Raw genomic sequence first — 19,000 nt, forward strand, 5'->3', positions numbered from 1 at the left:
TTGACCCGATTCTCAATTATTAAGTTATACAAAAGATGATATCATTTAAGGTCTTGGATTGTTAATTTCTTCTGAAAATGTTGTAGTGACGACTCATTAAACGTTGGCCATATTTTTCCATCGCCGACTCATATTCTTCCGGTTTCGTCGGTTTTTTGAAAACCGAACGCCCGTGGAAATAGCCTGAGAGCAGAGCAGAGCTACTCCATGCTTTTTCTACGGCATTCGTCTGTGTGTTGTTTGAGTGAGAGTTAGGTTCTGGAATATCTGCAGGAGCGTAAGTCTCTTGCAGAGCTTCGGTTGTATAGGCATCTGTGGACTCAAATGTATTTGGGAACTCGGTTCGTTCCGAGATTGTGTTAATGACAGTTGTAACTCCCTCAAAAGTGTCTAATTGAACATTTTCTGAAGAAGAAGCAACGGGTGACTTCATGGTCTCATTTTGCGTTGTACTGTCAGATTCTGCTGAATTTTGATTATCAGTTGAGGATGGCTGATTGGGTTGATCTTCCGTCACATCCGTCGCTTTTCCACCACGAATGTCTACGTCCATCAGAAGACGAATGCGTTCTTCACCAGCTTCTTTTAAGTAGATCTGATATCGTCCATCGGGAAGTGATTTAAACAGCTTTGGCAGATTGTCAAGATCTGTTTCCTGTAATGGCACGTCTTCAATCAGATTGCCATTTGGTGCCAGAATTCTTAAGAAAACAAGACGCTCGGCGTTTTTATTGGCTTCCTGAAGTGCGCCTTCAATCGTCAATGTGTCCTGGACAACAAATAAACTTTGCTGATTGGAAGTCGAATCAAGAATTACTTCAGCTTGAGGAAATAGCAGTTGAGGAACTTGAGGGGTCGTGTCGATGGCGATGTTTGCCAGTCCTTCACCAGGTGTTTCCAGAAGACCTGCTTCACTGGTAAAGTCGAGGCTTCCATTACCATCTGTGAACGTAAACTGCATGTCTCCCTGCATGGTTACCAAAATGGGGATATCGGCTGCTGGGTTTTGAACATTGGGGTTTAATGTGTAAGTATGATTAAATACAAACGAACCTGGGTCAGAAAAATTGAAGGTTTCGACTGTGCCATCACCCCAGTCAATAGTAATGAAAAAGTTTTGTTCTGTGAAACGACCAAAGTCTCCTGTAACAGTTGCATCTCCTGTTGCCAGTATTTGAGGAGTTCCCAGGTTTGTTAACACAGGAGGGACTCCTGCAATGGCGCCTGTTTCCGAATTCAGAGTGGTGTTATTATCAATGATCACTCCACTTGTACCATGGCCAGAGAAGACTCCGGTTCCCGCAACACTATGATCCGAAGCAGCTCCCGTATCATTGATGGCTAAAAATCCGTCATCGGCATTGACATTAATATTCCCGTTACCGCCAAAGGCTCGCACAGAGGCATTTAATGTTAAGTCTCCGGGGCCCGTTGATTCCAAGCCAATATTTCCACCGGAGCTATTTGTCACTGGAGCATTCACAGTGAGTGGGCTTGCGTTTGAAATGAAAATGTCACCAGGTGTATTCGCCGAATTTGTGACACCTGCCAACCCGTCAACTGTGCCGATAGTTAATAAGGCGCCGCCCAGGTCATTGTGGATTTGAATATGGCCTGAATCAGTATTCAAAGCAGCTAGAGTCGAAACGGCTGTTTCCAGTGGATCTGCTGAGCCAGCGCCAGTAGCGGTTCGGAGGACGACTTCCTCTGCAATGATGTCTCTGCCGCCAGAGTCACCCGCATCCACAACGCCTCCTGCCGTACTGGTGAGGCGAGTCAAGGTTGTGGTAATCAATTGGCCGATTGCGATATCATCGCCTGCCTGCAGGTCAACAGTCCCGGTTCCCGCATTGAAGATGGTGCCATCGGACATGGAAATGCCACCTCCCCCGGCTCCCAGTGATGCTGAATCTGCGAGTAATGTGATAGTTCCATTGGAAGAGTTAATATCTCCTTCGCTACCGAAGGTCAGGCTATTTTGCGCGGTCAGGTAGATGGTGCCACCAGCCGTACGGAATCCATCATTGATCTCGATGGAAGAATTCACACCCGTCGCAATGACTTGAACTGTGCCTGCTCCATCCGTTGAAACGACATCTGTCAACACGCCCGGATTCTCAAAGAGAATCGAACCGTCAGTTTCGATTGTTATATCAGAACCAGTAGTGGTAATTTCCTCGAATGTCGTGTCTTGTCCACCCGTTTGCAGATAGTCAATCGTTCCATTGCCGGTGGTTAAACGAGAGACGCCAACAGGGCCTGTTGAAAGAGAGGATACGTTGGATGCATCAATATTCCCTGTTGTTGTATTGATGGAAAGCGTTCTGCCTGAGAGTTCAATCCGTTCGTTATTCCCAATGCCATTGATTGCCTGTAATGTAATGGAGCCGGATGCAGCATTCAGGTCGATTTCAGGTGCAGCTTGATCATTGACGGCATCATTGATTTCTCCCGCGGAAATGACTGAAATTATACCATCCAGACCGGTGACACTGCCCAGCAGGATATTTCCAAAACCAATGGTGGAAACATTGATTTCAGGTGTCGTTCCACCAGCAGTGGTTGAAGTTAAAGTCAGAATGTCAGTCTGAGCATCACCCTCATTCGAGATTGTAATATTTCCATCGAGGGTAGAAGCAAAATCAATCGTAAGTGATTCATTCCCGATTTGTTCCAGCGCAATATTTCCCTTGCCTGTAGAAATACTGGAAGCGGTAGCAGAATTTGTCGCCGTGTTGTGAAGCAGGATGTCACCGTTGGTTGTATCAGCCGAGAATGTATCCACGCTGAGTTCCAGTGTGTCGCCCACGCCAATTCCCGTGATCGCGTTCAGGTCCAGATTGACGGCATGGATATTTAAGGGGTCTGGTAAACCATCGTTTTGGTCGATAATTGTACCCTGCGTATCAAGCAGCACATCGCCTGTCGTCGTTTCTATCAAACCGGAAAGCAGAATGTTTCCACCGGCAACAACGCTGATGTTACCAGCAGTAGTCTGCAGGATGTCATGTATGATAACGGCATCCGTTTCAATAAGCTGAATTTCACCAGACGTCTGGTTGGTAATATTGACCTGATCGATTTGTGTTTCAATTTCCCCATTGATGTCTGCTAATTTACCAGCACCCAAAGCGGCGATGATCGTAACGCGAGCCCCCACTTCGTTCGCGACCAGGTCTTCTCCCGTACTGTCACCAGCGTCAATCAGGCTTCCATCTGTCTCAAGATGAATCGCGAAGTCCGTCGCATTGGTTGTTACTATATGACCAATCGTAATGTCATCAGTGGCAGTGAGATTGACGATTCCATCGCCGGCATTGATGAACGAACCATCTGCCATCGTGATGCCACCGAATAAGCCACCAGCACCACTATCTGCATCAGCGGTCAACAGCACACTGCCCGATGTACTCGTCAGATTTGTGACACCATTGAAGATGATATTATTGGCAGTCGAAATCGTCACACCGCCTGTACCACTTTGAATGTTCTGATTGAGGACCAAATCGGCGTCTGTGTTTGTGGTTTCCAGGTTCAAAGTACCTGCCCCGAGTACCTGAATCAGATTTGTAACTGTGATGCCGCCTGCTGACGTCAGTGCAATATTCGTGTCAGCACCACCTGTGAGGGCAGTCACATCGGAGTTCAGGTCAATGAGCTCAAGGGCAGGGGAGTCGTTGATGATAATGAAATCACTGCCTGTGGCCGTACCATCAAATTGTTGAGCGGTAATTTCGACCGTTTCTGCCGAACTAGAGTGAAACAAAATGGCATTGACCGCATTGATGTCAATATTTCCGCCACCAGTATCGATAATATCAGGAGCGTCCAAACGTAGATTCGAGGTCTGTAATCCGGTTGGTACTGTGATGGAAGTGTCAGACACAAAGCCGATATTATCCTGTGTATTGCTGATGCCTGTTGTTAAAGAAGCGTCCAAGGCGCCGCCGGTTGCTCTGATAAAAGTCGTTCCGGCAGTGCCTGTGCCAGCATCCAGATTGATTAATTCAGGTGTTGTACCTGTATTGTGAATGGCAATAATATTGCCACTGGTCAAATCGAGATGATCTACTGAGGTTTGCAGCGGATCAAAATCCGTTTCTGTAAAGATACTTGTGATTCCACCAATATTGCGACCGGCAACAGCTGTCAATTGATCGCCTGATGTAATGTTGAGGTCAGAACTGTCAGAGTCAAGAATGTCACGGTCTGAATTGAGTGTGATGTCTGCCGTATTCTGAGCAGTCAATGTTGTGATGATGATATCACTTGTTGCTCCCGTTGCAGTGAGCATGATACCGTTGTTCGTATCGGAAGCGGAATTGTTTTCAGAGACCACGTTTAATACTTGGATCGTGCCTCCCGCATTGACGGTGATGGGGCCATCGGCTGTTGTAAGCTGAGTCAAGATAATGTCATCAACTTCATCGATGCGGATACCACCGGCATTGGTATTAACAACAGCGGTGACACTATTCACAGACGTGTCGACGTCAATCCCGTCTTGTGTACCACCAGCACTGGTGGAGGTCATCATCAAATTATCGGCTGTAATCCGGTTTGCATCGGCACCGTTGGTGTCGAGAATACCGTCATCGGCTGTCAGGGTAACATCTGCGTTACCAGTGGCAGTAATCGTTGTCACCAGGATATCACTGTTGGTACCTGTTGCCGTGAGTGAGATATCGTGACTGTCACTGCCCGAATTGTTATTGGAAACCACAGATGTAGCAGTAATTGTGTCTGTTGCATTGATTACGATTTCTCCATCGAAAGTCGAAACGTCCAGCAGTTCGACGGCAATGCTGTTGTCGATAAAGAGACCACCAATGTCCGACACTGTTGCAGAGAGTGTACCGATTGACGTTTCCAGTGGATTGCCATCACCAATACCAGTGACTGCGTTCAACACGGCCGTGGATGCGATGATGTCTGTGTGGGTGTCACCGTTATCAATGATGGCTGCCGACAGAGAATCCGCGTTCACCGTACCGGTAGTCAGCAGACCTCCCAAAAGAATGTTGCCATCTGTGGTGAGGTTAATGTCTCCCGAGCCGGCATCGATCAGGGCACCATTGGCCATGGAAATGGGGTTGCCATTATTACCAGCGGCATTGTCGGCGGTGATAGTCACAGTACCGGATGTCGAATCAATCAGCGCCACACTGCCTAGTATCACATCATCTTCAGAAGTAAAGGTAACCGTTCCAGAATTACTGTTCACAGCTGCGTTAAATTCAATACCGCTGCCGGTCCCCGTTGATTCACCCAGTAACTGAAGGTTCCCCGTGCCAGTAATCGAAATACCGGAACTGTTTGAGATTTCAATTCCATCATCGCCATTCGAGGTTCCGTCGATGGTAATATTGCCATTAGTGGCATTGACCTGGCCCGCAACCGTTTGGATTAATACACCTTCCGAGGCAGTTCCTCCACCAGTTGAACTACCAGTAATCGCGATATCCCCATCCAAAGATTGCACATTACTGGTAAGCGTCACACCAGCATTATCAGAGGTTGTGGTACCATTAATGGTAATGGTCGCTGCATTAGCACCAGTACCGGTGGAAACAACTGCTGCCTGATCGGCTAGTAGAACCCCATCGCCATTGCTACTATTGGCAACGATTTGAACATTTCCGTCGACGCTGGTTATGTTGGTCGATGCACCTTCAATGAACACACCTCTGTTGTTGTCAATTCCTGTACCGCCCGTCCCGTTGATGGTAATCGTTCCGGCTGAGGCACCTGTATCGGTTGACGTTACAGAAGTTCCTGAATGTAGATGAACGCCATAATGGTCACTTGTCAGAGCATCAGCTCCACCAAATCCGGTGAGTAAGATATTTCCCTCGCCGGTCGTTTCAATCGTGGCGTTTTCTGCTTCTATACCACTGAAATCACCGGCAGTGACTCCCCCATCATTGGCCAGTAATGTGATCCCGCCGTTGACAGTTCTCAGGTTACTACCATTATTGAGTTTGATATTGCGTGTGGAGGTGAGTAACAATGCCCCGGTTCCAAACGTGGCTATGGTTGTTGCGACGTCAACTGTAAGTGTATCTGTGGCGTTCAATTCAACGGAGCCTGTGGTGGATTGAACATTTTCGGTAATGTCGAGTGTGCCCATGACATTGACCAGAATATCTGAATCGGCATCTAATCCAACCTGTGCCGAAATGTTACCGATAGTCAAGTTGCCCATGTTATCCAGGAAAAGGCCGCCTGTACCAGCATCTGCTTCCAGAAACGAAATAGCCGTGTCAATCGCATCTGCTAATTGGCCAATGCCCGTATTGGAGTTCAGGACCAGTTGATTGGCGGTAACATTTTTGGCTGTTGTGCCATCATTGTCTGTGATATTCCCATTGGTTGAGGTGATATCAACGCGACCGCCTGTGGTGGTAATCGCAGAGACAGCGATATTATCGTAGGCCGAGAGCTGAACCAGGCCTCCCTGGGATTCCACGGTACTACCGGAATCCATAGTAATGCTACCCGCATTAGAGCCGTCATTGTCGGCCGTCAAGGTAATCGAGCCACTCGCCTGACTGACAATTCTTGCGTTAGAGCTGAGAGTGATATCATTATCTGCCAGAACAGAGATGCCTCCGTCCACGCTGGATAGTTCTGATGCGATGAGAATATCGGCTGTTGCTCCCTGAGCACCCAGCAAAATGGTACCAGAACCATTAACGGTGATCCCACCATTGGTAATCGAAATATTACCAGCAGAAACATTGACGTCAACGCTACCACCACCTGTCCCAGATGTAGTAGTAAAGCTGCTATTTAGCGCTGTGAAACCGGTGCTGGCATCAATGTCAATGATGCCACCATTCCCCGTCAGAACTGTGCTGTTTGAGAAATCGACCATTCCCGCATTGGAAGTAACTGCAATAGAGCCTCCTGAAGACGTGCCGACGGTTGTATCGATACCTGCACCAGTAGAGGTGATATCTCCTTGTGCCTGGATTGTTACACTACCTCCCTCACCAGTATTCACTCCATCGTCTTCGAGGGTGACCATGCCGGTGGCATTGATTGAGATGTCACCAAGAGAATTGACACCAGTATCTCTGGTCGTGACGTTTCCGTTGTTGGCATCTATTGTGATCGAAGTGGCGGAAGCGTTGGTCGTAGTCAATGAGCGTGTGACGACGTTGGCACCATCAATATCAATCATTCCCGAACCAGCATCCAGGCTTGAGCCGACCTGCATGGTAAAGTCACCAGTCCCTGATGTGTCTGAATCAGCAGTTGCTGTAACATTGCCATCAGTTGTGAAAGAATCGTTCAGGATGATATCGCCGGTCGAACTGATATCGACGGAAATCCCGACTCCCCCAGTCACCGAGGAATTAAATGTGATGTCACCGGTGGTAGTCGAAGTAAAGCTCGTAGACATTCCCAGTAAGACGGCATCATGATAGGTTTGCGCGCCAGTTGTAGTAATACTGCCACCATTGATGTTCGTTGTTCCATTAGCGTTGGTGGTGAGACTAGTTAACGCAACACTGTTGCCAACCGTGTCGTTGAAGGTGGTGTTGCCGTCGGTATTGATGTCGAGTGTGAAGGCTCCATTCAGCGTCGAATTAAATGTGATATCGCCGATTGCCGTACTGGTGAGAATCGTATTGGCTCCCAGCACAACCGCATCATTAAAGACTTGGTTGCCGGTCGTATTAACACTGCCGCCATTGATATTCGTCGTTCCATTCACGTCGGTGGTGAGGCTGGTTAACGCAGCACTGTTGCCAACCGTGTCGTTGAAGGTGGTGTTGCCGTCGGTATTGACGTCGAGAGTGAAGGCCCCAATCAGCGTCGAATTGAATGTGATATCTCCGGCCGCGGTACTGGTGAGAATCGTGTTAGCACCCAGGACAACGGCATCGTTAAAGATTTGACTGCCGGTCGTATTCACGCTGCCGCCGTTGATGTTAGTGGTGCCATTGGCATCGGTGGTGAGACTGGCCAACGCAGCATTGTTCCCAACCGCGTCGTTGAAGGTGGTGTTGCCGTCGGTATTGATGTCGAGTGTGAACGCGCCATTCAGCGTCGAATTAAATATGATATCTCCGATAGCGGTACTGGTGAGGACCGTGTTGGCTCCCAGCACAACCGCATCATTGAAAGTTTGATTACCGGTTGTGGTGACACTGCCCCCGTTGATATTGGTCGTTCCGTTCACATTGGTTGTGAGACTGGTTAACGCAGCATTGTTCCCGACACTGCCGTTGAACGTGGTGTTGCCGTCGGTATTGATGTTGAGCGTGAAGGCCCCATTCAGCGTCGAGTTAAATGTGATATCGCCGATTGTCGTGCTGGTGAGAATCGTGTTGGCTCCCAGGACAACCGCATCATTAAAGATTTGATTGCCGGTCGTGTTGACGCTGCCCCCGTTGATGTTCGTGGTACCATTGGCATCGGTTGTAAGACTGGTAAGTGCATTGCTATTCCCAACGGTGTCATTGAAGGTGGTGTTACCATCGGTGTTGATATTGAGTGTGAAGGCACCATTCAGTGTGGACTCGAATGTGATGTCTCCGGCCGCCGTACTGGTGAGAACCGTGTTCGCACCCAGCAGAACTGCATCATTAAAGATTTGATTGCCTGTGGTGTTCACACTCCCGCCATTGATGTTCGTCGTTCCATTGGCATCAGTCGTGAGACTGGTCAATGCAACACTGTTGCCAACGGTGTCGTTGAAGGTGGTGTTACCATCAGTATTGATGTCGAGTGTGAAGGCCCCATTCAGCGTCGAATTAAATGTGATGTCTCCCGTAGACGTACTGGTGAGAACGGTGTTGGCTCCCAGGACAACGGCATCGTTAAAGATTTGACTGCCGGTCGTATTGATACTGCCGCCATTGATATTGGTCGTTCCGTTTACGTCAGTCGTGAGACTGGTTAACGCAGCATTGTTGCCAACCGCGTCATTGAAGGTGGTGTTACCGTCGGTATTGATGTCGAGTGTGAAGGCCCCATTCAACGTCGAATTGAATGTGATATCTCCGGCCGCCGTACTGGTGAGAATCGTGTTAGCACCCAGGACAACCGCATCATTAAAGATTTGATTGCCGGTGGTGTTCACACTCCCTCCATTGATATTCGTCGTGCCATTGGCATCAGTCGTGAGGCTGGTTAACGCAGCACTGTTCCCGACAGTGTCATTGAAGGTCGTGTTGCCGTCGGTATTAATGTCGAGTGTGAAAGTACCATTGAGCGTAGAATCAAAAAGGATGTCACCTGTCGTGGTACTGGTCAGAATCGTGTTGGCTCCCAGGACAACTGCATCGTTAAACGTCTGGTTGCCAGTCGTATTAATACTGCCACCATTGATGTTGGTGGTTCCATTGGCATCGGTGGTGAGACTGGTTAACGCGGCACTGTTCCCGACCGAGTCGTTGAAGGTGGTGTTACCACCGGTATTGATGTCGAGTGTGAAGGCCCCATTCAATGTGGATCCAAATATGATATCTCCGATAGCAGTGCTGGTGAGAACCGTGTTGGCACCCAGGACAACCGCATCATTAAAGACTTGGTTGCCAGTCGTATTGACACTACCTCCATTGATGTTGGTGGTTCCATTGGCGTCGGTCGTGAGGCTGGTCAACGCGGCACTGTTCCCGACCGTGCCGTTGAAGGTGGTGTTGCCGTCGGTATTGATGTCGAGTGTGAAGACCCCATTCAATGTGGATCCAAATATGATATCTCCGATAGTAGTGCTGGTGAGAACCGTGTTGGCTCCCAAGACAACCGCATCATTAAAGACTTGGTTGCCAGTCGTATTAATACTGCCGCCATTGATATTGGTCGTTCCATTAGCGTCAGTGGTGAGACTGGTTAACGCGGCACTGTTCCCGACCGAGTCGTTGAAGGTGGTGTTACCACCGGTATTGATGTCGAGTGTGAAGGCCCCATTCAATGTCGAATTGAATATGATGTCTCCGGCCGCGGTACTGGTGAGGACCGTGTTAGCTCCCAGCAGAACCGCATCATTGAAAGTTTGATTACCGGTGGTAGTAACACTGCCCCCGTTGATGTTGGTGGTTCCATTGGCGTCGGTGGTGAGACTGGTTAACGCAGCACTGTTCCCAACCGTGTCGTTGAACGTGGTGTTGCCGTCGGTATTGATGTTGAGTGTGAAGGCCCCATTCAACGTCGAATTGAATGTAATGTCTCCGGTGTTGGTACTGGTGAGAACAGTGTTATCTCCCAGGATAACTGCATCATTGAAAGTTTGATTTCCGGTAGTATTGACCGTACTTCCATTGATGTTTGTGGCACCGCCAGCATTGGTAGTCAAACTGGTTAAGGCAGTGTTACTTCCAATGGCTCCATTGAAAATCGTATTGCCTGTCGTGTCGATATTTAAATCGATACTTCCATCGACGGTTGAACTGAATTCAATAGTGCTTCCACCGGTACTGGTGAGCGTGGAATTAGTGACGAAATTGACAGCGTTGTTGTAAAGCTGAGAACCCGTTGTCGTGACAGTCCCGCCATTGAAAGTTGTACTGGTGACACCTGAAGAGCTGATGTCGGTTGAGGCTGCGTTGATGTCTGCTAGAATGTCAACGCTTTCTGCAGTGACGAATAAATCGCCCGTGCCCAGATCGACTGCTGTCTGGAAAGTGACCGGGTCATCACTGCCGGCGAGAATCGTCAAGCTGGCATCAAAGAGGCTATCGAGACTGTCAATCTGAACGGTGTCGACTCCGACTGGTGTGCCCACGCTGTCAGTTCTAACAGTGAGGGAGTTAGTCGGATTCAGAAAGAGAACTGATTCACTGAGTGTGGAATCGATGAAAGAATAATCATCCCCGGCAACACCGTCATCAGAGAGTGAAATCGTTTCAGTGGCATCGGTGAAGTCGAAATCACGGTCAGCGACAAGCAGGTTGTCAATGATCGGCTCAAGTCCCGTGAAGGTGATCGTTGTGGAACCATCGCTTAGGCTGGCATCGGTGATTGTGATGATTCCATCTTCTCCCTCGGCTGGCACAGCATCCGGTGTGAAGATATAAGAAACGGAGTCGGCTTCAACGGGCGTATTGTGATTGATGACAAGTGTATCACCATCTAATCCGACCGTTCCCAGAGCATTACCATTATTATTCTGAGATCCTCCATTGAAGAGTATCCCACCTGTTGGATTAGCAAACTGATTATCGGGTTGATTGATGATCATGACATCATCGCCACCCAGTCCGTTAAAGGTGATGGATGTAATGTCAGTCAGGATGACGGTTTCCAGTACTTCGTTCACACCTCCCACATCTCTAGTCAATACGAATGTCGCTGTGTTTTCGCTTGTAAATGTCAACTCCAGCAAGTCATCTTCGTCTGTACCGAAAATGACAATATCACCAGAGCCAAATACTCCGGGATAGAGTGTGGGAGGATTCTGAAACGCGCCAATGTGAGGTGTTGTCGTGTTCGTGTCACTAGCAAATTCTGAAGAGGTGTAGGCGGCTGAAGAGCCAAAGCCAATCGTAAATTGCTCTTCCAAAGAAGGAGTGTTGACAAACAGCGGGTTGCTTTCATAGGCAAACAACGGGTCACCAAATACATTGGTGTTATCTAACGTTACATTGGAATCAAGGTCGTTGTCATTAAATGCATTGAAAGTGACGTTGGAGTTGAGAGGCGCGATAACTCCAAAACCTTCAATCGGTGGTAAAGGTGGTTCAGCCTGAATATAAAGGTCAATGTTTGTTCCGCTGTTTCCGGAAACAATCGTCGTGCCGGGGGCATCGTCCAGGTTCCAGTGAGCGACCAGACGTGAATCTCCCGCGAGGTCTGCGACGCCGTTTACTCTGATTGCATCCCGGTCTGTTTGGTCTAAAACGTCATTGAACCATCCGATGTCATCCATGAGTCCTTCGAAGAAACGTCCACCGTCACCCGGATCACGACCGACATTCATTAGACCGTTGATCGTGTCGGTGAAATGTGTGCTGTCAAATCCAGCCAGATTTTGATCAAAAGAGGAGAGATACGGCTCTTCAGAACCATCCAGGTAAATATGCATTTCACCGGTGTCGGCATCCCAAGTATATTGAATGTTGGTCCAGACGCCTTGAACGCCTGACTGACCACCTTGCTGAATTGTGAAGTCAGCTCCGTCTTGTGTTCGGCCAAAGAACTGTCCGCCACCGTTAGAGCGATACTGAAACTCCAAGCCGCCATTATCAGGACCTTCAAAGAACTGGTTGCGGCGCCCGGTATCGTCCATATTGATCCAGAAGTTTAATGTGCCTTGTCTGCCAACATCAAAACTGGCATCCTGGAACGTGGCAAAATCGTCGATTCCGTCGAATTGTAACGCGCCACCAAACTGACCGGCAGCAGTCTGGAATTCGGGACCAAAGGGAACGATGCCATTGGTGGCAATCAGCATCTGAATGCCGTTTTTGTTATCGAGGGCGATCTCCCCTGATGCCTGGTCAAAATCCCAATGAGCGACGAGTCTGGCATCCGCAGCGAGAGCGGCAACACCATTGTTCCGGATGTTATCGCGATCAGTTTGATCCAGGGCTTCGTCAAACCAGCCGACATCATCCATCAGTCCATCGAAGTATCTGTCACCGCTGGCATCACGGCCGACAGTAATTAATTCATTCACCGTATTAACGGTTGCGACCCACTGAGTGAGATCTGAATCGAAAGTTGTATTGAGGTACCCGACTTCGACACCATCAATATAGATGTGCATTTGGGGATTCACGCCGCCATTGAAGTCCCACGTGTATTGGAGATTCTGCCAGACACCTTCTGTACCACCAGCGCTACCGTCTTGAATGACAAAATTATTCGAGTTGCCAGCACGGCCCGGACTACCAAAGAATTGACCACCACTATTGCTACGAAACTGGAATTCAAAACCAGCACTATTTAAGCCTTCAAAGAACTGATTGCGGCGCCCCTGGTCATCCATATTCACCCAGAAACTGAGTGTTCCTGATTCTCCAACATCGAAGGTAGCATCTTGAAAAAGACCAAAATCATCCACGCCATCAAATTCCAGTGCACCGCCGAAGACACCACCGGTGGGATTCCACAAAGGCTCGGTAGTAGGTTGTGGTCCCAGATAAGTGAACCCGTTGAAAATATTGTCCGTAATATTGACCGTTCCCACGGGGACGGAGAGGGAAGGATCAAAGAAAATTCCACCCGGTTGTGCAAAAATGCCGTTCGCGTTTGTCGTCGCGGAGTCCTGCCAGTCAAAGGTGTTGTGGATGATGTCAATCCCATCAGCGGTCATACCACCGTTGGTGATGGTGACAGTATAGTTTTGATCGCCCGCTTCCTGGAAAGCACCAGCTTCGAGGCCGTTGCCGAAGTAATTAAATGAGATCACACCACTAAAAGCAAAGTTATTAGGATTACCAAACGTTCCCTGAGGCCCAATAGCGATCGGTCCCCAACGGAAATGGTCTGCCCGAAATTCATTGCGCGTGATCAGGAAGTTCTCGCCGCTGCCACCGCTTCCATCACGAATTGCCGCACGTCCGAATTTTCCTTCGAAAATGGAGTCGGAGACTTCCAGATTATCAGCGCCGACAAATACGACGGCACTTCGGTAGTTGTCGCCAAATAACAGGCTGTTGAGTGTGGTATTATCGGCCGTTGTGAGAACAACATAGCCTTGGTAGTCAGTCGCTGAAGTATGCGTTTCCCAACCAAGCTGAGCCCCTGAGATCGTGACATTATCTGCTGTGATGTTGACGGCAACGTCAAAATTACTTGTAGGGTCACCCGTTTTTCGAATTTCAACGACATCACCGCCTGCGCCCAATATCGAGACTGATTCGTCAATGTCGAGCGTGTCAGCTGTGATATAAACGCCTGCAGCGACATTAATGATTCCGCCATTGCCTGCTACATCGACAGCGTCCTGGATGTCGGCACCGCCGGTTGATCCCAGTACATTGACGGTTATAGCATCGCCGGAAACATTCGTGGAAACGAGATCGCCATCCAAGTTGACTTCCGCTGCATTTAAGGCGATGCCTGTCGCCGTCAGTGCGATACCATTGGCCACGTTAATTGTTTCAACATTGAATTCAATATTATTGCCGGCATCGAGTGACACGCTGGCATTCGCATTGAGCGTGTCTGCGCCATCATTGCCGTTGATGATGAGTGACGCCGTGAAACTAGCGGTTAACGAGTTGATGTCAATAATGTCATCGCCATCACCAGTGTTGATTGTCAGTGAATTCGTGGGGTCAGAAAAGGTCAGCATTTCTCCGGCTGTGGAAGTCACAGTAGTTTGACTACCGCCTGCATCGGAAATGGTAATCGTTTCAGTGACACCACTGTAATTCAGTGTGACGTTCGTGGCATTAATGGTTGATGTGATTGGCTCCAGGCCAGTGTAAGTAATGAAGTCCGTCAATGCGCCATCAATGCGGATACTGCCAGATGTGATATCGGTGAAGAAGTATTCCACCGAGGTCGCCGTTCCCAGCAAATTCAGGACATCTCCCGGATTTGTAGAGGTTTGGCCTTCACCATCGTAGTCAACGGTAATGCCTTGTGCTGCCAGGGCACTATCTACAGTCAGACTGTCATCTCCGTCGCCGGCATTGACTGTGATGCTGTTTGTTTGAGTTAAAGAACTGGTGCCAATCAGTATTCCACCAAGGCGGTATTCAATGTCTGCTCCGACGACCAGGATTTCAATTGTATCGTTGTTTGTTGTTCCATCAATTTGAACGTCTACGATTCCCGAAATCGCGAAGTCTTCAATCTCACTATAAGTAATTGTGGGAAACGTGCCAGATACGGAACCAGAACCATCACTATTGGAGGTAACCAGAGCAGTACCAGCAGCAGAAGTATCTACATTGAGTTGATCGCCGAGCGGATTGCTGGTGGGATCGCCGCCGACAATGTTAAATGCTTCGGTGTCAGGGGTGACATTGAAACTGTCGGAATCACTACCCCCTATGAGATTGATAAAGTTGCTGAATTCGAGTGTGTTGGTGCTTTGATAGGAGTTGGTTCCGTTGATCGTCCAGTTGGCAGCACTGTCGATTCCAGTCAGAGAGTTGGTGCCGGTGCTGCCGGTGATTTGATCGATATTCTGGAACGTGGTGGATGTTGCCGACTCGTTGCCATCAAAACCATCTGTACTTCCCAGGCTTGTTAAGATAACTGAAAGATCTGTTGTTTCGTTCGACAGGTCGATGTGATCTATGCCAGCTCCACCATTGATGGTTCCATCAATTTGGCCTCCCGCCTGTATCACGAAAGTATCTGCATCGTCATTGCCAGTTAAATTTTCCACGCTTGTGAAGGTGACTGAGTCAGACAACAGGCTACCGGCATTGACTCCATCAATATCCCAGTCATTCACCTGATCCGAAGCCACTAGTGTGTCGGATCCGATACCACCGTCAAAATTGATTCCCCCTGCAGGAATGATGTTACCTCCGCTTGCATAAAGTCGAACTGTGTTGTCAAGTCCATTCCCGGTAATGACCACGCTGGAGACATTGGTAAAATTGTGCGAAGGGACGATTTCGTTGAGTGTACCCGTTTTCAGAACACGCAGTTGACTGCCATCCCTTACAAGAGTGATATCGTTAACAGACCAGTCAGCAGAATCAACGACCAGTGTTTCAACGAGGTCGTTCAGATTGATCGTAATCGTGGCAGGGGTAGTTAGACCAGCGTTGTCATCGACCAGGATATCGAGAGTGAACGTGGGGTTGGTCTCGAAATCGAGTAAGCTCTGGTCGGCAACGACGATCTGTCCATCTGAGGTAATGTCAAATGCTGCAGAGCCCGTGCCTCCAGTTTCACTAAACGTCAATGTGTCGCCTGGGAGATCGTCGTCCGTGGCAACGATGACAGCTCCCACATTGGTGCCATTGATGGCATTTTCATCGACACTGCGTATCTGATTGGCGACAACAGGGGCATTATCGTTCAATGGATTGAGGTCGATCGTAATTGTAGCAGGGGTTGTTAGACCGGCATTGTCGTCGACCAGGATATCGAGAGTGAACGTGGGATTGGTCTCAAAATCGAGTAAGCTCTGGTCAGCGACGACGATCTGCCCATCTGAGGTGATGTCAAATGCCGCAGCACCCGTGCCTCCAGTTTCACTAAACGTCAATGTGTCGCCCGGGAGATCATCGTCCGTGGCAACGATGACAGCTCCCACGTTGGTGCCATTGATGGCATTTTCATCGACACTGCGTATCTGATTGGCAGCAACAGGGGCATTATCATTCAGTGGATTGAGATCAATCGTAATCGTTGCAGTGTCGGTTGCTCCAGCACTGTCGGTGACCAGGATTTCAAGATCAAAGGATGTTGTGGTTTCGAAGTCCAGTTGACTCTCGTCAGCAACAGTGATTTCACCAGACGTACTCACGGCAAATGCTGTCTGACCTGTGCCTCCGGTAACGCTAAATGCCAGACTGTCGGGAGGTACATCCGGATCTGTAGAAACGATGGTTCCCAGAGATGTTGAGTTGCTCGTGTTTTCATCAATGTCAAACAATTGATTGTTGACAACAGGCGGAGTATTCACGGTCAGGGCAACATCATTGCCATCACCTCCCTGATAGGTGATATAGACCTGATTTCCATTGAAGGTCAACAAAGTTCCTTCTGGGAGACCGGCAAAGGTTCCTGTGATGGCATCAGCGCCGTCATTCTCAATCAAGAGGAATTCATTCCCCGCTGCGGCGGTAAACGCACTGATGAGGTTAAGTGTTGCTCCTGTGAGATCGACGGTGCCGGTCACCTGAATTTGATCATAGTCTGTTCCCGCCGTTGTGCCATCGATTTCGATGTCTAAAGTGGATCCAGCACTGAGTGTTAAATCTCCAGTACTGATGATTCCGGGGCTGGAACCGGGAGTCAATACACCACCGTTGTTGACGGTGACGGGCGCGTCTACCGTGCCATTTCCTCCCAGCACTGCACCCGTTGAAACAATGACTTCGGAAGTAGTTAACGATCCTTCGATTCTGAGTAAACCACCTTGTACGCTTGTGGAACCTATAGCAGAACTTGTTCCAGAGAGAACGACAGTACCCATACTATTTTTGATGAGATTCGTTCCATTCAATTGTGCCTGGACTGTTCCAGACCGAAGATCCAGATCTGATTGGGTAGACAGGATGCCGCTGGTGGCGATGACGGTTCCTTCTTCCAGCACAAAACCATCAACAGTTTCGTCGAACGCGCCCAGGTCGAGAGTTGCTCCACCTGAAAGTGTCAGCGTTACTGTATCAGCCAGCAGGTCGCTACCAGTCAATTGGTAGGTATCACCTGACTGTCCCGATATGATCAAATCATTGGGAGCAAAGGTGGTATCAAACGAATTTAAGGTTACGACGGAGCTACCACCGGATGTATTGATTGTGAGCGAATCTGTGGGCGAAGCAAAGGTGGTGAGTTCGAAAGCCGCACTCAGGCTGCGGATTTGCATTTCACCCGGAACTAAGGAATTTTCCAGAACGGCATCCAGTGTGGCATTGGGTAGGTTGATTACAACATCGTTGGCGGTGCTGGATCCACCAAATACCGGTTCTAAGCCAGTATACGTGATTTCCGTGATTCCATTCCCACTGAAATCAACCGATCCTGTACCTGGTCCTGTCAGATTATGGGTGATTGTATCGAACACACCATTAGAAAACTCGAGCGCATCGTTTCCGCCTGTTCCACCATCAAAAGAGATAGTGATATCAGTTAAACCTGATGAGCTATAATCAAGAGTTAGAAAATCAGTTTCTCCGTCAGTTCCAAAGACATTGATAGAACTCAAAGAGCCCGCAGGAGTGGAAAAGAGCAGGGGATTAGCAAGGTCAGGATCAAGAATTTCCAGGTTGGGACCATTGATCTGAATAACAAACGCGTCATCGGCATTTAATACATTCGGCAGAATGACATTGAGTTGGTCTCCCGAGAGTTCAAACTGTCCCAAATAGGTTACCGTGGAGGCTGAGTTGAACTGTGGGGACTCACCAGGACCGACCAGAAGTTCGATACCGATATTCACATCACCAGTAAAACTGGTAGTATCAACTGTTCCAGAGAGAACCAAATCTTCCTGACCAAGGAAATTGACGATTTGTGATGAATCTGTTCCAGTCACGAGGATTGAAGAAATCTGACTCGCATCAAATTGCAAAATACTGTCAGGGAGTCCAAGTCCATCATCAACTTGAATTGTTGCCCCACTGTCGACTACCGAAACCGTTGCTTCATCATTGGCTGTATCTAGATTCAATTCGAGTACGTCGCCAGTGACACCTGCACTCACGCTTAGCACGATTCGATCTTCCAGGCGAATCAATTCCAAGTTCGCATTGCTGTCTTCTCGAAAGCTATCAAATTGTAAATTGGGTGTTACCTCGGTTTTGCCAAGATATCGGTTCAGCCACTTTAATAATCCCACTCTGAGACTCTCCTTCGAGTTCTTTGAAAGCTTTATCTTTTGACAGCACAAAACTTGTAACTACTTTTTGTAGTAAAGCTTTGGAGGAGATTGAGAAAAGGAGAAATCTAAGTTCAAGCTGGCCTGAAGGTCTTCTGCGCGGGCTTCTCGTTACCCAGAAGTGTACTAAAGGATATGCTTAAGGTTTTGATATCTTTCTCGCCCCCCATTATCTTTACTCACTAAAAGGTATGTCAATCATTATTAACGCAGCTTAACCATCTACAAAAAATGTAAAGCCCATGGTTACACAAACGTCACACTCGGTCTAATCAATTAGATTGATATTCTTTATCACGAACTCCTATTTCTTAACTGGTATACGCTCTATTAACGATAAATTGAGAGCTTTGACCATTGCCTATTCAATTTTAAAGTGAGAATAACTCGTAAACACAATGATTTTTATTAAAAAGTGACTTTATGTATACTTTCGGTTCTGTGTTGTATCCATCAGGTTTGTCGAGGGTAGATGGGAATGATACAAAGACCTTACTGCTTAGAGTGTCATAAATATCCCACAGAGTA

Annotated in this window: 1 protein-coding gene; it reads right to left on the minus strand. The window is 48.3% G+C overall.

The features are described 5' to 3' along the window. Positions 1-61 precede the first annotated feature (61 nt). Positions 62-18,433, minus strand: a complete 18,372-nt coding sequence (locus tag V144x_RS13810) for a cadherin domain-containing protein (protein ID WP_144985735.1) — start codon at positions 18,431-18,433, stop codon at positions 62-64. Positions 18,434-19,000 lie beyond the last annotated feature (567 nt).

Origin of the sequence: Gimesia aquarii (genome assembly GCF_007748195.1) — a bacterium.
Taxonomy (GTDB): domain Bacteria; phylum Planctomycetota; class Planctomycetia; order Planctomycetales; family Planctomycetaceae; genus Gimesia; species Gimesia aquarii.